A 19,041-nucleotide genomic window follows, 5' to 3' on the forward strand; every position below is an offset into this window, starting at 1 on the left:
TTAGCTATAGATATCCGCTCATCCTGAGTTTGTCGAAGGATGAGCGATGTAGCCCTTCGACATGCTTAGTGTGAGCGGAGTAATTATTTTGGATCTTTATCGGTGGTCACTTTGTCTTTCTCTACCGAGCCTTCAATAATCTTGTGATCATCAGCCTGAAGTTTTTCCTGCTCTTTTTCTTTGTCGCCGTCACTCATGGCTTTTTTGAAACCCTTGATTGCGCCACCTAAATCACCGCCCAAATTGCGCAGGCGACTACCGCCAAAAATGAGCAATACGATAATCAGGATAATCAGGATTTGCATTGGGCTGCCAAAGTTACCGGCAAAAATGTGAGCTGTCATAAAACGCCTCGGTTAAAAAATTAATGATTGTTACTTGTGCGCGATGCTTTTTCATCGTGCCCTGAAATATTAAAACGACGAGCTAATTCATTGAGTACAGCATCGGCGTTTTCACCTAAATGGGAGAGCATCACCAAGCTGTGAAACCACAGATCAGCGGTTTCATAAATGACTTCCGTATTGTCGCCGCTGGCTTGTGCATCCTTCGCGGCTAAAATAGTTTCGGTGCATTCTTCACCGACCTTTTCCAAAATTTTATTTAAACCTTTTTTGTGCAAGCTGGCGACATATGAAGTCTCGGCGTCTGCAATTTGTTTGCGCGCTTCTAAAATATCGGTCAGTTGTTTGAGAATATCGTTGCTCATTGGGCTCTCTCTGTCGTCGCGCCTAGTAAATCTCGCTGGGGTCTTTTAGTACTGGCTCGACCACTTGCCATTCGCCGTCATTAAACACGCGATAAAAACAGGATTCCCTGCCGGTGTGACAGGCAATACCGCCAATTTGTTCCACCATCAGCACTATGACATCTTCATCGCAATCCAGCCGAATCTCTTGCACGTTTTGTACATGGTGCGAGGTTTCACCTTTGTGCCACAGCTTATTGCGCGAGCGCGAAAAGTATACCGCTTGCTTAAGCTTTGCGGTTGTTTCCAGCGCTTCGCGGTTCATCCACGCCATCATTAAAATGCGGCCGGTCTTGGCATCTTGCGCTATGGCGGGCACCAGGCCATCGCTGTTCCAGCGCACTTGATCTAACCAGGAAAGAGTTTCGGTCATAATCTCAGGGTCACACTAAGGCTTAAGCTAATTTCGAGTTTTCGGCCAGGCCGAGCAGTGCGCATTCAACGTTGCTGCGCAGGTGCTGGCAATTAAGGGTGCCGATTATGGCACTGTTAACGGCGCTCTGGGCGAAAATTACTTTCATTTGCTGTTCGATGATGGCGTTGGCCGTTTTTTGGGTTTGATCTTCTGCTAGCAAGTGGCCGCTGTTGAAGATCTTTTTAAGCAGCACACCAGCGTTATTAAGTGCGCAGCTTTGCATAAGTTTATGGTCGTCTGCTTGTGCAGGATCGAAAGTCGCCATAACCACGTCGGCCTCCTGAGCGCAGATCATTCCGCCCTCAAGCGTTTTGGTGGACATGCCGAAGGCGCGAATCCAGCCCTCCTGTTTTAATTTGGATAGGGTGTGTAGCACTTGGTGGTGATGGATTAAATGGCTGTCGTTACCGTCGGAATGGATAAGCACTATATCGAGGTAATCTGTACGTAACCGACGCAGGCTGCGCTCTACGCTCAGGCGCAAGGCGCTGGCCTCAAAATCGAAATTGGAATTGCCATTGCCATCGTAATTGCGGCTGAACTCTTCGCCAGCTTTGGTGCAAATTACCCAGTCTTTGCGCTCACCGCGCAACAAATAGCCCAGGCGCTCTTCACTCACACCATAAGCGGGTGCTGTATCCAGAAGGTTGATGCCAAGGTCGCGTGCCGTGCTTAGCAAGGTGCGGGCGTCATCGTCACTTGGCAGCTCAAAGGCTTCCGGATATTTGACGCTTTGGTTGCGGCCGAGCTTTACCGTGCCCAAGCCTAATCGACTGACGCGCAGGTCAGTGTTGCCGAGTTGTGTTTGCGGGAGCATTAATGCTGATCCTTGTTGTTATCCGTGAAGCTTTCTACACCGTAGGGTTCATCCTGATCTTCGTCGTAAGCTTCAACTAATTCTTCTTGTAACTTGAGCATCAAGCTCTCTTCTTTGCTCATAGCAGCGGGAAATGCGGTTTCCCAAGGCGTTGGTGCTATGTCGGGCTTTGGTAGCAGCCCTTGCAAGCCGGAACTTTGGTTACCCGGTGTTATGCCCGCCTGTGCAAGTAAGTCGAGCGCTTGGTTAGCAAGGTTAGGTGCAAGCGTAAGTTTGGTAGGCCAACCCACCAATAGGTTGTTGCAGCCGTTTGCCGGGGCGATAAACGCGTTATCGGGGCGTGCAAAATTAGGTTGCAGGGGCTCGGCGCGGTTGATGGCTAAAGTCGCCCATTCCGCCTCACTTAAATCTACCCAAGGTATTAACTCCGCGAGCTCTTGTTTGGCTTGCTCGATCAGCTCGTCTGCATCCATGGTTGCCCCACGCTCGGCAAGGCTACCACCCAGATACCAAACCTGTTCATGCTTGTTGAGCGCGTGGCTGGAAATGGTCAAGCGCGGTGTAGTTTCCGCTCCTAAACAGTGGCCAAAAAAGTGAAATGGGTGATGGTGTTTGACCATGACCTGTTGCAGCGGGCGTATTTGCATGGCCGGGCTATCAAGCCCAAGTTGCGACAAGAGCGAGGCATTGCCCTGGCCTGCAGTAAAAATAAATCGCTTGGCGCGTATTTCCAGTGGGGCTTGATCGCGCTCTATCCGCAAGTAAGCGTTTCCATCAGCATCTTTTAGGAAGCGTGTTTGTTCGCCGTCGATAAGGAAACAGTGCGGTTCTATATTGTGCGCAAGATTGGTTACCAGGCTGTGAGCATCGAGCACTATGTCCACCAATCGATAGAGGCTGCCGTTGAAGTCTTTGTGGCGCAAAAGCGGCGGGCGGCGCTCATCGGAAACGGGATCAACCCGGCCGCGCGTGGCTTTGCTGGCGAGGAAGCTGGTGAGTTTGGCGGTGATGCTATCGCCAGACCATAGAAAGAAATGGTCGCTAAGGATGCGCGTGTTGCGCAGGTCTACATCGCCCTCGCCACACAAGCAGGCGCGCCAGTGCTGGGGCATATCGGCGATGGCTTCAGAAGCACCCGTGAGCATGCCACTCAGGGTGTATTTCATTCCACCGTGAATCATGCCTTGCGATGCCATTGTTTGATCGCTACCCAAGGCTTTGTGTTCAAACAAGGCGAATTTATAGCCTTGGCTTTGCAAGCGATTCGCCAGCCACAACCCCGCCACACCGCCACCTATAATGGCGATATCGAGTTCGATGTGCGTGGCTGACGTGGTCATGTGGCTGTTAGATTTCCACCTGGGTGCCAAGTTCAATCACGCGGTTGGTGGGAATGTTGAAGTGATCTACCGCAGTGCCCGCGTTGCGCGCCATGGTGGCAAACAGATGTTCACGCCACATAGGCATGCCGCTATCCAAGGTTGCGACAGGAACAATTTTTTCACGCGACAGGAAGAAGGAGGTTTCCATGATATTGAATGATAAGCCCTTCTCCGCGCAGGCGGCTAAGGCCAAGCGTATGTCTGGCGGGTTCATAAAGCCGAAGGTGATTACAACGCGATAGCAGTTATTACCCATATCCTCAATTTCACAGGCTTCTTTGATATCTACCCAGGGAACGTTGGAAACCTCCACCGTTAAAAATACCACTCGTTCATGCAAAACCTTATTGTGGTTGAGGTTGTGCAAAAGGGCATGGGGAGTTGCTTCGGGTGTTGCGGTCAGGAAGACAGCAGTGCCTGGCACACGCGTAGGCGGGCTGATAAATAGGGAGGGTAAAAGTGCATCAAGAGGAACCGATGAGGCGCGCAAGCGTTGGAACAGAATATCGCGGCCTTTGCGCCATGTAGTCATCAGCATAAACATGGTCATGGCGATGAGGATGGGCAACCATCCACCTTCAAACACCTTAGTGATACAAGAGGTAAAGAGCGCTATATCGATGCACAGGAACAACCCGGTAGACGCAATACACAAGGGCAGGGGAATCTTCCAGCCAAAGTAGATCACAAAGAAGGTGAGGCAGCTGGTAACCAACATATCTCCCGTCACGGCTACACCATAAGCAGAGGCCAGGGCGGAGGAAGATTGGAAGATAACCACAATCAGCACAACGGCGATCATCAACACAAATGTCAGGCCGGGCAGGTAAATCTGGCCAATTTCGTTGGCTGATGTTTGCACCACCTTCAAACGCGGTAAAAAGCCCAGCTGTACGGCTTGTTTTGTGAGTGAGTAAGCGCCAGCGATAGTCGCTTGGGAGGCAATGCCTGCTGCCAGCGTAGCCAAAATCACAATCGGATAGAGCGCCCAATCAGGGAACATATGGAAGAAGGGGTTGGCGATAGTCGTTGGGTCTTTGAGGATAACCGCGCCCTGGCCAAAATAGTTGAGCAGCAATGCCGGGAAAACCAATACAAACCAAGCTGTGCGAATAGGGCCTTTGCCAAAGTGCCCCATGTCGCCGTAAAGGGCTTCTACACCGGTCACTGCCAAAACCACGGAGCCAAGGATCAAGAAGGATGCAAAGCCATGGTCCGTCAGGAAGTGAAACGCATAAATCGGGTTAAGGGCGAGCAGAACATGGGGGTTATGCAAAATACCGTTGATGCCGGAAATGCATAGCACCAGAAACCAGACGATAGTAATTGGGCCAAACACCGCGCCGATACGCGAGGTGCCCCCGCGTTGAAGAGCAAAGAGCCCGACAATAAAGGCAAGGGCAATAGGCACAATATAAGGTTTGAATGCGCTGGTAGCGACTTCAAGTCCTTCAACGGCAGAGAGTACGGTTACTGCGGGTGTGAGTACGGCATCGCCATAAAACAGGGACGCACCCAATACGCCCAACATCAACAAGTAGGGCTTCCAGTTAGGGTGATCTTTGGTTGAAGCAAATACCAGCGCCAAAAGCGCCATGGTGCCGCCTTCGCCGTGGTTGTCGGCGCGCATCACGAGCGTGATGTACTTGAGCGTTACCACAAACATTAGCACCCAAAAAACGGTAGAGAGTCCGCCGAGCACAGCGGCTTCGGTCAGGGCTATGCCGTGGTGTGGGCTGAAGGTTTCTTTCAGGGCGTAGAGCGGGCTGGTACCTATATCGCCGAAGACCACACCAAGGGCGGCAACAGTCAGGGCGGCATGGGAAGATTTTTGCGCGGTAGTTTGTGAGCTCATCAATTGATCTCGGAGCAACAAAGAAGGTTGGGCATTGTGCCAGAGTATAGACGCGAATCAACTGCTAGTTGTTAAGTGCCAAAAGCCGATCCGGTGCATTTGGAATTCAGTTGATCTTTGCGATTCTCTTTGACAGACTCCAAGGCCGAATTCAGCAGCCCGGATTTACGAGTAAACGCGGTTTATGTCCTTAAAAATAATTGTCACCGATACCCAAAGCGCGCTCGGCCAAACCCTTGAGCACGATTTGGAGCGAGAGCAGTGCCAGCTCTTGTCGCCCAAAATTCATTGGGAAGATGCCGCTGCTGCACGTGAATATCTGGTGCAGCACAAGCCTGACATTGTTATTAATACACTCGCATGGGAAGAAATTCCCTCCGCGGAACAACAAGCGCTCATACCGATTGTTGCCGCTAATATCGCCAGCGCTTGTGCAAGTTTGGGGGTGCCTTTAATTCACTTTTCCAGCTACCAGGTCTTTGGGGTTGATAACAAAAGCAGCCACAGCGAGAAGGATATTCCCGCACCGGTTAGCGCAGAAGGGCGCGCATTTTTTGCAGCGGAACAAGCTATAGAGCATAGTGCCGCGCGCTATATTATTTTACGTTTGGGTTGGATCATCGGCAGCATTGGCAACAATCATCTCACGCGTTTATTAACAGCAATTCAAACACAGCAACCTATAACGCTTAACACGCGGTTGCGCGGCGCACCTACGTTGTTGTCAGATGTTGTACGAGTTTGTGTTGCGCTGGTAAAGCAAATTTCCTGTGGCTCCGACAATTGGGGCGTAATGCATTATTGCAGTGGCGATGCGCTCAACGAAGCAGAATTTGGCGAGCAACTTGTGCAACTACTTGCACAACAACAATTACTCAAACACGACGCGAATTTTACGCTAATCGATTCAACCCCCACCACCGAACCACTCAGCGCCGTGTTAGGCTGCCGCAGAATTCGTGATTCCTTTGGTGTACAAGCAAGACCCTGGCGTCCGAGCTTATTGCCGCTGGTAAAGCAGTGGTTTCATAATCAGGCCAATCAATAAACATTGAACTTGTGCAAATTATCAAAGAATAAAGCGCATGGCAGTTTGCTTAAATGAAGGTTGGTTTTTGCTAAAAAAGTGACATAAAAAAACCGCAGGTGTCGCCACTTGCGGTTTTTATTTTTTTGGAAAGATTTAACGCTTAAACGCGTTGGAAAACTAAAGTTGCGTTGGTGCCGCCGAAGCCGAAGCTGTTGGACATGACGCGATTTAATTTCACGTTGTCTTTGCGTTCCAACACAATCGGCATACCTTGGGCTTCTGCGTCGAGCGTAGTGATATTTGCAGACGCGCAAATAAAATCATTTTCCAACATCAGCAAGCTGTAAATAGCTTCTTGAACGCCGGTTGCGCCCAAACTGTGGCCAGTCAAAGATTTTGTCGAACTAATTGGTGGAATTGCATCGCCAAAAGTTTCTTTAATGGCTTTCAGTTCGGCCAAGTCACCTACAGGTGTAGAGGTGCCGTGCGAGTTGATGTAATCGATGCTGCCTTGGGTTGTTGCCAAAGCTTGCTTCATACAACGCACCGCGCCTTCGCCAGAAGGGGCAACCATGTCGTAGCCATCTGAAGTTGCGCCGTAGCCAACGATTTCTGCATAAATTTTTGCGCCGCGCGCTTTGGCGTGTTCGTATTCTTCAATCACCAAACAACCGCCGCCGCCAGCGATAACAAAACCATCACGCTCTGCGTCATAAGCGCGCGATGCCTGATCTGGAGTTTCATTGTACTTGGTAGAGAGTGCGCCCATGGCATCGAACAATGCAGTTAACGTCCAATGTTCTTCTTCGCCGCCGCCTGCAAACACTATGTCTTGCTTGCCGAGTTGGATTTGCTCGAGCGCAACGCCAATGCAATGTGCGCTGGTGGCACAAGCAGAAGAAATTGAGTAGTTAACGCCTTTGATTTTAAACGGAGTCGCCAAACACGCTGAGGTGGTGCTGCCCATGGTTTGGGTTACACGGTAAGGGCCAACACGCTTCACGCCTTTCTCGCGCAGGATATCGGCAGACTCAACGAGGTTTTCAGAAGAGGCTCCGCCCGAACCCATAATGATACCGGTGCGCTCGTTGGAAACTTGTTCTTCGCTCAAACCTGCATCGGCAATGGCTTGTTGCATGGAGATGTAAGCATAGGCTGCTGCATCACCCATAAAGCGCAGGACTTTGCGGTCAATTAATTCAGATAAATCGATATCAATTGAGCCAGCAACGTGGCTGCGTAAACCTTTTTCTTTGTAGGCTTCTTGAAATTTGATACCAGAACGGCCAGCGCGCAAAGCGTCTAACACGGCAGTTTTATCATTGCCCAGGCAGGAAACAATTCCCATACCGGTAACAACAACGCGTTTCATAGGCTACCTCTTTACTTTTCAAATCCCCAACGTTGCAGCTCTTCGCTGCGTGCATTCACAGCGCTTAATCCTACGTGAGATTAAGCTGTGCGTCCGTTAGGTGTGAGACTGAGTCGGTCATGGCTGGGCGGCGATTATGCCACAGTTCAAGCTGTGCTACACAACCCCGCCGCGGTGGGATGGATCAGAAACTATCGGTATTTTGGAACAAACCGACACGCAAATCACTTGCAAAATAGATGTCCTTGCCATCGCAAGAAACGCGGCCATCGGCGATACCCATAATGAGTTTGCGCTCGATAACACGCTTTAAATTGATGTGATAAGTGATTTTCTTTGCAGTTGGCAGAATCTGGCCAGTGAATTTCACTTCGCCACAGCCCAAGGCGCGGCCACGGCCAGGATTACCTTTCCAGCCCAAAAAGAAGCCAACCAATTGCCACATGGCATCAAGGCCCAAGCAGCCTGGCATTACCGGGTCACCGGGGAAGTGGCAGGCGAAGAACCACAAATCAGGGTTAATATCCAATTCCGCCACAATCTCTCCCTTTCCAAACTCACCGCCGGTTTGGCTGATGTGGACGACGCGGTCGAGCATCAACATATTAGGCACGGGCAATTGCGCATTGCCGGGGCCAAACAGACGGCCATGACCGCATTCGATCAGTTCTTCGCGGGAGTATGAGCTCTTGGGTTCAAAATTGGTCATGAAATTAACTCAGCAGTTGAAGGCGAGCGCGGCGAAGAGCCGCACAAAAGGCCGCCATTCTACCTTCTGTGCTTATCTTGTCCAGCACCTTGCCCGCGAGTAACGCCCGATTAAGTCGATTAGTCAGGCGTTTGAATGAGTCTTAGGGGATGGTCTTTGGATCAAACCAAAGTTCTTTGCGGTCCAGAGGTGTCTCTTTGGAGAGTGTGGGGTTATCCAGGAAGAAAGAGCGGCGATTCTTCATGTCAGCTTTTGCCAATACATCCTGTACCGATGGATCTGCAAAGAAGGTTTGGTCAAAACTACCGTCGGCAATAGCCGCGTTTAAGCCAGCTTCCAAATCCCGGGCAAGTGCTTTGTTTTCTTTACCGACAAATAGATAGAAGGGCATGCGATACACCAGCATCAAGCCTTTCTCGACGGTTAAATCTTTTAAGTTGGGGTGTGCATCCAGTTCGCCAAAAGGTTCGTGCACGCCGCGTGAGAAGGCATCAAAACGGCCGCCATCTACCATCAAAAACAGGCTCTCGTATTTGTTGGCTTTCACCACCTTAAAGCCGTTGCTTTCTAGAATCTTGGTATCCGCCCAGGTTTTGCCCTGGCCGATAGTCAGCTTTTTCAAATCCTCCACGGTTTTAACGTTGTCGAATTTGCTTTGGTTGTTTTTGTTGATGATAAAGATCCGGTTGCCCAGCAAGCCTTTGTAGAGGCAAATGCGGATAGGTGTAAACATGGATTCTTTGTCGGCATTGGAGGAGTTCCAAAAAGCCTCAAGCTTGCCGTTGGAGACTTCTTCCATAATTTTGACTTGGGAATAGGGCTCTTTGGTTACGACCAGTTTGTATTTTTTGTCGATATGTTTGAGTGCCAGCTGAATCATTTTGACCGCATAGGGGCCGTTAGGGTCGCTGGAATCATTAACACGAATAAGGCTATCTTCGGCGCGCGTGCCCGAGCTTAATACACCCAAAAGGCAAACAAGCGCTAACTTTCTGTATTTCATAAACTCCCCGCTATTGCATCGTTTTTATTAAACGGCGTTTTATCCTGATGTAACTGCAGCTGACGCCTTCGTTTAATGAATATAGCCGCTTATTTTGGATGCATTAAAAAATCTTACTTATTTGCTGTGTTGTAACCAATTACACACGAATAGTGAGAAATAGGGTAACTCGTTTCGGCGTGCTTGTGGTGATACTGGTCTGAGTAGCGGAACACGGAGGATTGAATTGGCGAAATCATTATTGGGGAGGGCAGTCAGCGCACTTTTGGTGAACAAAAATGCGCTGTTGGTCGAGAAAGTGCGCTGGGTGTGGCTTAGAAATCTTTCGGGTCAGCCCACAACTCTTTGCGATCGAGTGGGGTTTCTTTAGAAAGTGTCGGGTTATCCAGATAGAAAACCTTACGGTTTTTCATGTTGGCTTTTTCGATAATGTCTTTAACTTGTGGCGAGCTGTAAAAGAGTTTGTCAAAACTGCCATCGGCAATGGCTTTGTTAAAGCCATCTTCCAGCTCTTTTGCCAGCTTGCGGTTATTTTTGCTGGTGTATAAGTAGAGGTCCATTTTGTAAATCAACAGAATGTTTTTCTCTACGGCCAAGTCAAGTTTTGGGCGCAGCGCAAGCTCACCAAAAGGTTCGTGAACCCCGCGCGGGAATGCATCAAAGCGTCCGCCTTCTACCATGTAGAACAGGTTTTCGTATTTGTAGGTTTTGATGACGTTTAAGCCGTTTGCTTCCAGGATTTTGCCGTCAGCCCAAGTTTTGCCCTGGCCAAATTTCAGCTTTTTTAAGTCTTCAAAGGTTTCAACTTTATCGAACTTGGCTTGGTCGTTTTTATTGATGATAAAAATCCTGCAACCGAGCAAACCTTTAAACAGCGGGATGCGAATGGGCTCCAGTTCCTCTTCTGTTTCTTTGCCTGTTGTGGTCCAGATTAAATCCAGCCCGCCGGTTTTTACTTCCTCATTAGCGCGCGCTTGAGTGAAGTTTTCTGTACCTACTTTTAAGGTGTATTTGGTATCCATATGGTCCAGTGCGAGCTGAATCATAGATACGGTGTAGGGGCCATTAGGATCATTGGAATCATTGACCTTAAGAACTTTGGTCTCGGCCATACCGAATGGAGCCGCGGTGAGCAGTAACGTCAAACATGAACATTTAAGGAGTTTCATTGGGTTTCCTTCGGTCAATAAGCGCGTGGTGATAAGTCTTCTTTTAGATTTTGCTGGAGAGCCAGCGGGCTTATTAAGGAGTTTCTGTGTGTGGCTAAAGTATTGGCCAAATTGATAATAAAGCAAGCATGGGGGTCGTGCTTTTAGGTGTATATGTGGATAGCAGATAGAAACACGGCCTTTTAAAAAAGAGGCCGTAGTGGTGAGCAATAAGGGGAAGTTCTATTTAATTAATAAGTACGCGCCAGGGAGAATTCGGCGACTTGGCGCATAGCTTGGGTAAACGTGTTATCGGGGAGCGACTGCAATTGAGCTATGGCATCGCGCACTTGTCCGCGCGCTGCTTCCAGCGTGTAATCCATAGCGCCTGTAGCTTGTACGATTTCCAAAATTGCCCCTAATTGACTGGCATCACCGTTGCGAATGGCATTTGCAATAACGGCCGCTTGTTCGGGTGTACCTGTGCGCATGGCGTAAATTAAGGGTAGGGTGGGTTTACCTTCAGCCAGGTCGTCGCCCACGTTTTTGCCGAGTGTTGCGGCATCGCCTGTGTAGTCCAGTGCATCGTCAACCAATTGGAAAGCGACGCCAACTTTACGACCGTAGCTTTTCAGTGCTTCGCGTTGCGCGGGGGTTGCACCGGCGAGCACGGCGGCAACTTCGCAGGCCGCCGCAAAAAGTATGGCGGTCTTTTTGTCGATAACCTGATAGTAATTGTCTTCAGTAACATCGGGATTCTTGGCGTTTACTAGTTGTTGTACTTCACCTTCCGAAATGACATTGGTGGTGTTCGCCAAAATCGCCATAACATCCATGCTGCCAATTTCTACCATCATTTGGAATGCGCGCGAATAGAGGAAGTCGCCCACCAATACGCTGGGTGCATTTCCCCACTGGGCATTTGCCGTAGGGCGGCCGCGGCGCAGGTTTGACATATCCACTACGTCGTCATGTAACAAGGTGGCTGTATGAATGAACTCGATAATTGCGGCCAAATCCAAGTGTTCGGTTTTGCCGCTGGTCTGCGGGTAGCCCAGGGCGTTAGCTGTTAACAAAACCATTAAGGGACGCAAGCGTTTGCCGCCAGCTTCAACCAAATAATGGCCAATGTTTTCCACCAGACCCACATCAGAATGCAACTGCTTGATGATGAGTTCGTTGACTGCGGAAAAATCGTCTTTAACAACTTGATGAAATGGCAACATGATGGAATTCTTATGATGAAGAGTAGGATTGGATCACGGCGGCAATGCTAACAGTGAGTGCATCATAGTCAAGCAAAACCCTGTGCCAGCTAACAATAGCGATCAAGTTTTGGGCTTTTTCAGAACTCGGCGAGTTCCGCAAGCGTGTTAAGCTGCGCGGCGGTTCCGCGTTAGTCATAAGTATTAAATTATCAGGAAATATACGGTGCTATGAGTTTTATCTCGCGTTATAACACCCTGCGTTTTTCTTTAGCTGTATTGATACTCGCAAGCCTGGGTTTATCCAGCGGCAGCTTTGCTGAAACAGCAAAAGAGCCTGTCGTGGTTCCGCCGTGGGGAGGTGGCGCTAATTCGCCCAAAGATTATTTTTATCGACTATTAACTCTAGCACTCACTAAAACCGAATCAGCTTATGGTGCTGCGGAAGTTGTGCCATATCAAGAAGTTTTGACAGCCACACGTTTTATGGCTGATTTAAAAATGAATAAAACCATTGACGTCATGTGGCATGGCAATAGCGAACTTTATGAGCGCGAACTTCTCGCTATTCCAATTTCCTTAACTAAAGAATTAAATGAATACCGTGTTTTTCTTATTCGTCGTGAAGACCAACCGCGCTTTAGCACTATTAATTCTTTGGATGATTTAAGTAAGTTCACTTCCGGCGGCGGTGCCGACTGGCCATCGCGCGATATTATGGTCGCCAATGGATTGCCAGTGATTGGCATTACCAACACCAGCTTGCTATTTAACATGCTAAAGGCCAAGCGTTTTGATTATGTTTCGCGTAGCTTGTTTGAAGTGTGGGGTGAAAACGAACGCTTTGCAAAAGAGGGCTTGGCGTTAGAGCAAACGCTGTTAATACACGGCGGACAACCGTTTTATTTTTTTGTGAATAAAGCCAACACCGCACTCGCCAAACGTATAGAAGAAGGTTTGCGATTAGCAATTGCAGATGGAAGTTTTGATGAATTATTTTATAGCGACGAAGGAATGCAGCGGGGACAGCAAGAGCTTGAACATAACGAACGAAAATTAATTAAATTAAAATATCAGCCGCGCGCCACCACCGGATTACCGTAAAGCCATTGGATTTTAAGAGCATGATGTGAATCCACGGCTAAGGCAACCAAGGTATCTTGCGCAATTAACTGTTGATGAAATCGCCAATCGCGTTGTTGTTGATTTAGCGCAGCATCAAGACTCGCACTTATATTTTCTTGATCAAACTGAAAAATAATCCTATCCAGTCCGGTAGAAATTCCACCGCCAGTCGCTTTAAAAAAAGCTTCTTTAAGAGTCCAATATTTATAAAACAAATTTTCACGTTCGGTGATGGGGCGGTTTTGTAAGGCGTTGAACTCACTTTCGTGAAAAAAGCGTTTGGCAATTTTCATAAAGTCGCGCCTGCCAGCCGTTTCAATATCAATGCCCAGTTCGCCGTGTTTGCTTACGGCCAGTACTGCCAGTGTGTTGCAATGAGATAAATTGAAATGAACGGATGCGCAATTGCTTAAAAAGGGCTTTCCATGTTCGCTGCGGGCAAATAGCAAATCATGCGCAGCAATACCTGTATAAAGTGAGAGCACTTGACGCAAGAATGCGCGAGTAGCAAGAAAGTGTGCCGAATTAATTTTAAATTCTTGCGCGCGAATGAGTTCCTCACTAGAAACCAATTCCGCAAATTCTGCATGCGGCTTTGCGGAAAATTCCGATAGATCCAGCAACCACACATCAACATCATCTGACGGTTGTGATGCGAAATCTACATTGAATTTAATGTCTATCAAGACCAATCGCCGCCTGAATCGCTATCAGATGAAAAATCACTGCCAGAGTCGCTATCCCAAGAGCCATTGTCGCTATCGACAAAATCATTACCGCTAATGTCGTCGTAATTACTCGGCGTGGAGTGATTGCGAGTTTGTTCATCGTGATCGCTCGATTGATTAGTATCGAGCACCTTGTGCATTAGCATTTCACCGGCGACCACACCTGCACCTATTGCGGCGCCCGTGGCCAAACTGCTCGCAATGTTGGAGCCCATGCCACCGCCTTGTTGAGGAGTGTTTTGATATGATGTTTGCGGACCATAAGAATTTGTTTGGGTTAATGGGTTAGATTGAATTTGTGGGCGGCGCGAGATGCTGCGAACAATAAACACAATAAAAAATACTACAAACGCTACCGCGCCCCAAGTCACCAAAGGATTGGTGGAGTGATAGCCGCCTTGGTCAGCATGATTAATTTTTTGTTTGAGTGCTTCTACAGCTGCGGGTTTTGCAAATGCCAGGTTGGGCTGTAGCCGTTCCGCGCTAGCGAGTTCTGTGCGTGCATCATCAAGCTTACCTTGCGCCGCTAAAATTTCTGCGTATTTGAAATGCGCTTTTGCGCTATCTGGATGCGCGCTTATGACTTCCTTCATAAGCTCATCAGCTTTGCTTATGTCGCCACTTTTAAGTGTTTGGTTTATATCGTTAAGGCTCGGCTCGGCACTCACCAGGCCACTAAGAGCCAGGGTTACCGAAAAGATAAAAATCTGAATGGTGCGGGCAATTGAATAGGATTGCATGATGTGCTCCAAAAGATATTTTTAAATGAAAACCGTGTTTTACTATAAAGCTGAAAATTGTAGTTGGGCATTTACTATAACAAATCAAGCTGCCGCCAGTGTTAAATTTAGTTGCTATGCTTTATCAAGTCACCAATAACAGGAGTGTTTATCATGGCGAGGGAAACCTTGGTTATGCGTATGTGGCGTAAGCTGAATGGCTCTGCCCTGGGGCGTTGGCTTTTTGCAAAAATGGTTTGCTTTAAAGCGCCTTATTTTGCCAGCGTGGCGCCGCGTATTCAGGTATTAGAGCCTGGTTTTTGTGAGGGTTCAATTAGGCAGCATCGGGCGATTCAAAATCATATAGGTACGGTGCACGCTATTGCTTTGTGCAACCTTGCAGAACTCTGTGCAGGCTTAATGACAGATGTGTCAATTCCAGCGGATATGCGTTGGATACCTAAAAGCATGAAAGTAAATTATCTGCATAAAGCCAAGGGAAATATTCGTGCGCAAGCAAGGCCCGAGGCTGAATTATATTCATCAGCGCAGGCTTATAACGCTTTAGTGAGAGTTCGCATGATGGATGATCAGCAGACGGAAGTATTCTCTGCAGAAATTGAAATGTGGATTAGCCCGAGATCCTAAATAAAAGCGCGCTGAAATCTAGTTGATCGCAGCGCGCTTTTATTTGTTTAGAATGAAAAAATTATTGTTCAGATTTTTTACTAAATATTTTTTTCAGTAATGCAGCCGCCGCCACTAAACCTATAATAATAAATTTCTTGAAGGCTAATAATAAAACGCCAAGTTTAGCAAACAAACCCATTTTAGCAGCCACACCACCTGCCACCAATGCAGCTAAGCCATACTCAGCGGTGTGATCAGTTTTGCTATCAAAATCAGCATAGCGGTTGCCCTGGGTGAACTCCGTAACAGCCAATATAGAGGGCATTTCACTTTTAATTTGCGAAATTTGGTTCATGGATGCAACTGCGTTTAAAACCAAGACTCCTTTCCTGCCCAAAACGCGGATATTGTAGTTCAAGGAATTAACGCCCTGCTTGTCGCTGCCATATTCTTTCGCCCAAAAAAGTTTTCGTGTAGTCTTGTCATAACTTGGCGGCTCAGCCCAACCCACTAAATGCATGGCGCTATAGCCCTGTTTTACTCGTTCTTTGTTTTCCTCCTCACTTTCTTTTTTCATTTCTTCCAGCAGTTCGCTGTAATTAATTTTATCGGCGTCTTCGTCTTTAATGTGCCCATCTTCAGTGTAACTGATAACAACGCCCCAACCGGCGTCTGATAAGGGGCTGGTTTCTGTGGGAACAATCATACCCAATGTGTCATTTCCCGGTGGGTTACCCCATCCTTCGACTAATAGTTTTTCTGTATCGGCTGGCGTTAAGTAACGAAAGTTTGCCGGTAAATCCACAGTGGCTATGCCGTTGGGCAATGATATTTTTCCCGTTTGGAATTTAAGCGATGCTAAAAAGGTTGCGGCGCCTGTGTCAGCTGCAGAAGTGGTTGCAGTTTCTTCGCTGGCCTCAACAACAGGCGGGGTGTCAGTGGATTGCGAAAAAGCGTTGAGTGAAAAAAGTGTCAATAAAATGAGAAATAGCTGCTTGGCCATATTGAGTCCCTGTCAGTAAATAAAAATTATTCTTGCGTTCCCTTGTGGCTATAAAAACTAAAATCATTATTGTTATGTAAAACGAACTCATTCCATTGTGATTTTTGCTATTAAGGTCCAGAAATAGGGTAGGTGATTTTTGCATTATTCAAATACAAAGGCAAAATACTTTTCGAGTAGCTATCGCCTGTGTATTAAAGATGAGAACCCATCATCAATGTGCATGAGTAAAACATATTGATGATGGCAAATTTTATCGTTCATCGGCGAGGCTGATCATCCATTCAAGGCCGAAACGGTCGGTAAGCATGCCAAAGCAGGGCGACCAAAAAGTTTTGCTTAAAGGCATTCGCACAGTACCGCCATCGGCAAGGGCGTTAAATGCGCGTTCCGCTTCTTCCTGGGTTGGTAACGCAAGCGATAAATTAAAACCACTAAAGCTTGAGTCAGAATTGCAGCCATCGGAAGCCATAAGTGTGTTGCCAGCAATATGAAAAGTTGCATGCATCACTTTGTTTTCAAATCCTGGCGCCAGGGTTCCAGGTGGTATGGCATCCGGGCTGTCGCTATAGCGACCCAAATAGCTCACGGTAGCGCCCAATGCCGTACCATAAAATGCCAAAGCCTCTTCGCAGCGCCCGCCGAAAAACAAATAAGGTTCAAGTAAGGTTTTCATTAAAAGATCCTGTTAGTCGTTAATTTGAAATTAAATTATGAGTGTCTTTGTTCAATTCATGCAAGTGGCACTCTATATATTGCATTTATGAAGATGCGATTTCTCCAATGCTGTTTTATTTTGTAAAGTCGATTAATGCATCTGTTCGCCAGCTATATACTGACCCTATTAGATAGCATTTATCCAGGTAGAAATCATGAAGATAAAATTATTTTTGTCCATCCTTGTCGCCTATAGTCTTATCAATATGGCTTGGGCTGAAAAAGTGTCTATTATTTATGATGAGTCATCAATCCAGGCGAACTATGCTGCCCGCAAGTTAAGCGAAACTTTAAAAAGTGAAGGTTACGAATTACAAAAAGAGCATGTGGGATATGATTATCTCATCAGTCTCGCAACTCACCCCGAACGATTAAAGCCAGAAGCTTTTTCAATCATTCCCGAAGGAAAAATTATTACCGTAATCGGTGGTGATAATCGCGGCATGATTTATGGTGCATTAGCGCTTAGAGAGCAATTGCGTAATCATGTTTCATTAGCAAAAGTAACTGCTGAAAACCAAACGCCACAGCTTGAATTTCGCGGCATAAAATATAATTTACCCTGGGAAACTTACCGGGCCAGTACCGCACTCACACAACATACATCTACCGTTCGCGATCTAAAATATTGGGAAGATTTTTTAGATATGATGGTGGAAAACCGTTTCAATGTGGTCAGCTTGTGGAATCTAAATCCTTATACCTTCATGGTGAAACCAAAAAATTTCCCGGAAGCCAGCCCATGGTCAGAAAAAGAATTTTCTGAATGGCAAAAGCTTTACCGCGGTATTTTTAAACTGGCGAAAGAGCGTGGGTTGGATACCTACATTGTTCATTGGAGTATTTTTGTTAGTAAAGAGTTCTCCGAAGCACACGGCGTAGCTAAACAAAATTTTTACCCACATTATTTTGTCCCCGGCGATACATCTGAAATTGTGCGCCGTTATTTACGCGAAAGTGTTAAGCAGACGTTAGAAGAATATCCTGATCTGGATGGTATTGGTATTTCCCACGGTGAAGGCATGGCTGGCATGACACCGCTGCAACGCCAACAATGGATGGACGATGTTTTAATTGCAGGTATGCTCGAAGTAAAACGCCCCGTTAAATTAATTCACCGCGTTCCTTTTTCATCCGGTTTATCCTCAGATCCTGGCGTCAGTAAAAGCGTAGAACAAGTTACACGTGCAGCAATGGAAAAATTGGAAGATCGCTTTTCCGGACCAATTTGGGTGGAAATGAAATTCAATTGGTCGCACGGTCACTCAACACCGAAATTAGAAAAAGTTCACGGCGGAAAGTTAGGTGATACCTATTTCGTTCCTCAGCCGAAAAATTACAAAGTCGTGTGGCAAGTCAGGAACGAAGATTTCTTTGCTTTGCGTTGGGGCGTGCCAGAATTTATCCGCAAACATATTGAACTCAACGGACACCATAACTACGTAGGTGGATATTTTGTTGGGTCTGAAACCTATATTCCCGCATTGGATTATTTTACCGCGGTTAAAGATCCCGTGGATTGGAAATGGGCATTCCAGCGGCAATGGCTGTTCTACAAATTGTGGGGCCGTTTGCTTTACGATGCCAAGACGCCAGACAGCGTTTTCCAAGCTGAATTTAATCGCCGCTTCGGCACAAAAGGCGATAATTTATTGCAAGCCTATTCACTTGCGTCTAACACACAATTGCGATTAGCGTCCCTTTATGATTCAACATGGGACTTTATGCTCTACAGCGAAGGCTTTTTAGCTTTGCAAGGCGACACTACTAAATATATTTCCGTTGATAGGCTCATCAATCAAGCCACCATGTCCAGCGACTATGTTTCTATTAATGATTACGTTGAAAAAACCAATAAAGGCGAAAAGTTTTCGGAAGAAAAAATAACACCATCAAAACTTATCGAAATGCTAGAGCGCGATAACAACGAGGCACTGAAGCTCGTCAACGCAATAGATACCAAGGGCAACGCCAGCCTTATGTACGAAGTCGCTGACGTAAAAACCTGGGCCAATTTAGGCTTGCACCTCGCCGAAAAAATAAAAGGCGGTATAGCCCTTAAAAAATTCCGCCTCACCGGCGATACAGAACAGCAGCAACAAGCTATTCAACATTTGGAAAAAGCCTTGGCTTATTGGGATGAAGTAATCCGCATCACACGGCCTATTTATCGCGATATGCCATTAACCCACTACAACCATATCTCCTACGATGAAAATAAAAATAATTTGTTTCATTGGGCGCTGATTCGTGATCAGGTAAATGCAGATGTTGATATTGCGCGGAATAGTGTGAAGAGGGATTAGTGGAAACGAATGAGCATATGACTACTAGTCTTATTGTTAAGTGTAATTAGTAAGTTTTACATACATTAAGGCACTAAGCTAACCGCCCTGTGCCGTGGTGTTTCCCAAAAGCCAGCAGATTCGTCTAGA

General features: G+C 47.1%; 19 protein-coding genes. 4 read left to right on the forward strand and 15 right to left on the reverse strand.

Annotated features, from left to right (window positions below; genetic code table 11):
- Positions 1–83: 83 nt before the first annotated feature.
- Genes tatA through IE104_RS00445 form a run of 6 tightly spaced genes read right to left on the reverse strand, consistent with a single transcriptional unit; the run spans position 84 to position 5,217 of the window.
- The gene (gene tatA, locus IE104_RS00420) at positions 84–344 is read right to left on the reverse strand and encodes a twin-arginine translocase TatA/TatE family subunit (RefSeq protein ID WP_189414999.1); all 261 of its coding nucleotides are present in this window, start codon (positions 342–344) and stop codon (positions 84–86) included.
- A gap of 20 nt (positions 345–364) precedes the next feature.
- Positions 365–709 (reverse strand): phosphoribosyl-ATP diphosphatase, encoded by a 345-nt coding sequence (locus tag IE104_RS00425; protein ID WP_189415001.1) that lies wholly within the window; start codon positions 707–709, stop codon positions 365–367.
- 22 nt (positions 710–731) lie between these two features.
- Positions 732–1,121: a phosphoribosyl-AMP cyclohydrolase gene (hisI, locus tag IE104_RS00430; protein WP_189415003.1), complete on the reverse strand. Its 390-nt coding sequence runs from the start codon at positions 1,119–1,121 to the stop codon at positions 732–734.
- A gap of 22 nt (positions 1,122–1,143) precedes the next feature.
- On the reverse strand, positions 1,144–1,980 hold the full coding sequence (locus IE104_RS00435) for an aldo/keto reductase (protein ID WP_189415005.1): 837 nt from the start codon (positions 1,978–1,980) through the stop codon (positions 1,144–1,146).
- Positions 1,980–3,320 (reverse strand): FAD-dependent oxidoreductase, encoded by a 1,341-nt coding sequence (locus IE104_RS00440; protein ID WP_189415007.1) that lies wholly within the window; start codon positions 3,318–3,320, stop codon positions 1,980–1,982. The genes IE104_RS00435 and IE104_RS00440 overlap by 1 nt, the downstream gene beginning before the upstream one ends.
- A 7-nt stretch (positions 3,321–3,327) precedes the next feature.
- Positions 3,328–5,217 (reverse strand): potassium transporter Kup, encoded by a 1,890-nt coding sequence (locus IE104_RS00445; RefSeq protein ID WP_189415009.1) that lies wholly within the window; start codon positions 5,215–5,217, stop codon positions 3,328–3,330.
- A 184-nt stretch (positions 5,218–5,401) separates the two neighbouring features.
- Here IE104_RS00445 and IE104_RS00450 point away from each other — a divergent pair, with 184 nt between their 5' ends.
- Positions 5,402–6,265, forward strand: a complete 864-nt coding sequence (locus tag IE104_RS00450) for an SDR family oxidoreductase (RefSeq protein WP_189415011.1) — start codon at positions 5,402–5,404, stop codon at positions 6,263–6,265.
- A 142-nt stretch (positions 6,266–6,407) separates the two neighbouring features.
- Here the strand turns inward: IE104_RS00450 and fabB are convergent, their stop codons facing one another.
- From fabB to IE104_RS00475, 5 genes are all read right to left on the reverse strand, one after another.
- Positions 6,408–7,619 (reverse strand): beta-ketoacyl-ACP synthase I, encoded by a 1,212-nt coding sequence (fabB, locus tag IE104_RS00455; protein ID WP_189415012.1) that lies wholly within the window; start codon positions 7,617–7,619, stop codon positions 6,408–6,410.
- Positions 7,620–7,803: 184 nt separating this feature from the next.
- Positions 7,804–8,328, reverse strand: a complete 525-nt coding sequence (fabA, locus tag IE104_RS00460; protein WP_189415014.1) for a 3-hydroxyacyl-[acyl-carrier-protein] dehydratase FabA — start codon at positions 8,326–8,328, stop codon at positions 7,804–7,806.
- 142 nt (positions 8,329–8,470) lie between these two features.
- On the reverse strand, positions 8,471–9,331 hold the full coding sequence (locus tag IE104_RS00465) for a transporter substrate-binding domain-containing protein (RefSeq protein WP_189415017.1): 861 nt from the start codon (positions 9,329–9,331) through the stop codon (positions 8,471–8,473).
- A 314-nt stretch (positions 9,332–9,645) separates the two neighbouring features.
- The gene (locus IE104_RS00470) at positions 9,646–10,500 is read right to left on the reverse strand and encodes a transporter substrate-binding domain-containing protein (protein WP_229837555.1); all 855 of its coding nucleotides are present in this window, start codon (positions 10,498–10,500) and stop codon (positions 9,646–9,648) included.
- Positions 10,501–10,730: 230 nt separating this feature from the next.
- Positions 10,731–11,705, reverse strand: coding sequence for a polyprenyl synthetase family protein (locus tag IE104_RS00475; protein WP_189415019.1), 975 nt, complete (start codon positions 11,703–11,705; stop codon positions 10,731–10,733).
- Between the two features lie 210 nt (positions 11,706–11,915).
- Between IE104_RS00475 and IE104_RS00480 the strand changes: the two genes are divergently transcribed.
- Positions 11,916–12,788: a transporter substrate-binding domain-containing protein gene (locus IE104_RS00480; RefSeq protein ID WP_189415021.1), complete on the forward strand. Its 873-nt coding sequence runs from the start codon at positions 11,916–11,918 to the stop codon at positions 12,786–12,788.
- Here IE104_RS00480 and IE104_RS00485 read toward each other — a convergent pair.
- Together IE104_RS00485 and IE104_RS00490 are read right to left on the reverse strand one after the other, a co-directional pair.
- On the reverse strand, positions 12,758–13,495 hold the full coding sequence (locus IE104_RS00485) for a 4'-phosphopantetheinyl transferase family protein (protein WP_189415023.1): 738 nt from the start codon (positions 13,493–13,495) through the stop codon (positions 12,758–12,760). The genes IE104_RS00480 and IE104_RS00485 overlap by 31 nt on opposite strands.
- Positions 13,492–14,277, reverse strand: a complete 786-nt coding sequence (locus IE104_RS00490) for a tetratricopeptide repeat protein (protein ID WP_189415025.1) — start codon at positions 14,275–14,277, stop codon at positions 13,492–13,494. Before IE104_RS00490 ends, IE104_RS00485 begins: the two co-directional genes overlap by 4 nt.
- A 153-nt stretch (positions 14,278–14,430) precedes the next feature.
- Here IE104_RS00490 and IE104_RS00495 point away from each other — a divergent pair, with 153 nt between their 5' ends.
- Positions 14,431–14,904, forward strand: coding sequence for a hotdog fold domain-containing protein (locus IE104_RS00495; protein WP_189415027.1), 474 nt, complete (start codon positions 14,431–14,433; stop codon positions 14,902–14,904).
- 61 nt (positions 14,905–14,965) lie between these two features.
- Here the strand turns inward: IE104_RS00495 and IE104_RS00500 are convergent, their stop codons facing one another.
- Both IE104_RS00500 and IE104_RS00505 read right to left on the reverse strand, forming a co-directional pair.
- Positions 14,966–15,889, reverse strand: a complete 924-nt coding sequence (locus IE104_RS00500) for a DUF2167 domain-containing protein (protein ID WP_189415029.1) — start codon at positions 15,887–15,889, stop codon at positions 14,966–14,968.
- A gap of 253 nt (positions 15,890–16,142) precedes the next feature.
- On the reverse strand, positions 16,143–16,565 hold the full coding sequence (locus IE104_RS00505) for a VOC family protein (RefSeq protein WP_189415031.1): 423 nt from the start codon (positions 16,563–16,565) through the stop codon (positions 16,143–16,145).
- Positions 16,566–16,761: 196 nt separating this feature from the next.
- On the opposite strand from IE104_RS00505, the gene IE104_RS00510 reads away from it, so the two are divergent.
- Positions 16,762–18,912, forward strand: a complete 2,151-nt coding sequence (locus tag IE104_RS00510) for a glycoside hydrolase family 20 zincin-like fold domain-containing protein (protein WP_189415033.1) — start codon at positions 16,762–16,764, stop codon at positions 18,910–18,912.
- Positions 18,913–19,041: the final 129 nt, after the last annotated feature.

It is taken from the genome of Cellvibrio zantedeschiae (assembly GCF_014652535.1).
GTDB lineage: Bacteria > Pseudomonadota > Gammaproteobacteria > Pseudomonadales > Cellvibrionaceae > Cellvibrio > Cellvibrio zantedeschiae.

Coding starts and splice junctions, on each gene's coding strand:
- tatA (WP_189414999.1), bottom strand. CDS start 344: ATGACAGCTCACATTTTTGCCGGTAACTTTGGCAGCCCAATGCAAATC.
- IE104_RS00425 (WP_189415001.1), bottom strand. CDS start 709: ATGAGCAACGATATTCTCAAACAACTGACCGATATTTTAGAAGCGCGC.
- hisI (WP_189415003.1), bottom strand. CDS start 1,121: ATGACCGAAACTCTTTCCTGGTTAGATCAAGTGCGCTGGAACAGCGAT.
- IE104_RS00435 (WP_189415005.1), bottom strand. CDS start 1,980: ATGCTCCCGCAAACACAACTCGGCAACACTGACCTGCGCGTCAGTCGA.
- IE104_RS00440 (WP_189415007.1), bottom strand. CDS start 3,320: ATGACCACGTCAGCCACGCACATCGAACTCGATATCGCCATTATAGGT.
- IE104_RS00445 (WP_189415009.1), bottom strand. CDS start 5,217: ATGAGCTCACAAACTACCGCGCAAAAATCTTCCCATGCCGCCCTGACT.
- IE104_RS00450 (WP_189415011.1), top strand. CDS start 5,402: ATGTCCTTAAAAATAATTGTCACCGATACCCAAAGCGCGCTCGGCCAA.
- fabB (WP_189415012.1), bottom strand. CDS start 7,619: ATGAAACGCGTTGTTGTTACCGGTATGGGAATTGTTTCCTGCCTGGGC.
- fabA (WP_189415014.1), bottom strand. CDS start 8,328: ATGACCAATTTTGAACCCAAGAGCTCATACTCCCGCGAAGAACTGATC.
- IE104_RS00465 (WP_189415017.1), bottom strand. CDS start 9,331: ATGAAATACAGAAAGTTAGCGCTTGTTTGCCTTTTGGGTGTATTAAGC.
- IE104_RS00470 (WP_229837555.1), bottom strand. CDS start 10,500: ATGAAACTCCTTAAATGTTCATGTTTGACGTTACTGCTCACCGCGGCT.
- IE104_RS00475 (WP_189415019.1), bottom strand. CDS start 11,705: ATGTTGCCATTTCATCAAGTTGTTAAAGACGATTTTTCCGCAGTCAAC.
- IE104_RS00480 (WP_189415021.1), top strand. CDS start 11,916: ATGAGTTTTATCTCGCGTTATAACACCCTGCGTTTTTCTTTAGCTGTA.
- IE104_RS00490 (WP_189415025.1), bottom strand. CDS start 14,277: ATGCAATCCTATTCAATTGCCCGCACCATTCAGATTTTTATCTTTTCG.
- IE104_RS00495 (WP_189415027.1), top strand. CDS start 14,431: ATGGCGAGGGAAACCTTGGTTATGCGTATGTGGCGTAAGCTGAATGGC.
- IE104_RS00500 (WP_189415029.1), bottom strand. CDS start 15,889: ATGGCCAAGCAGCTATTTCTCATTTTATTGACACTTTTTTCACTCAAC.
- IE104_RS00505 (WP_189415031.1), bottom strand. CDS start 16,565: ATGAAAACCTTACTTGAACCTTATTTGTTTTTCGGCGGGCGCTGCGAA.
- IE104_RS00510 (WP_189415033.1), top strand. CDS start 16,762: ATGAAGATAAAATTATTTTTGTCCATCCTTGTCGCCTATAGTCTTATC.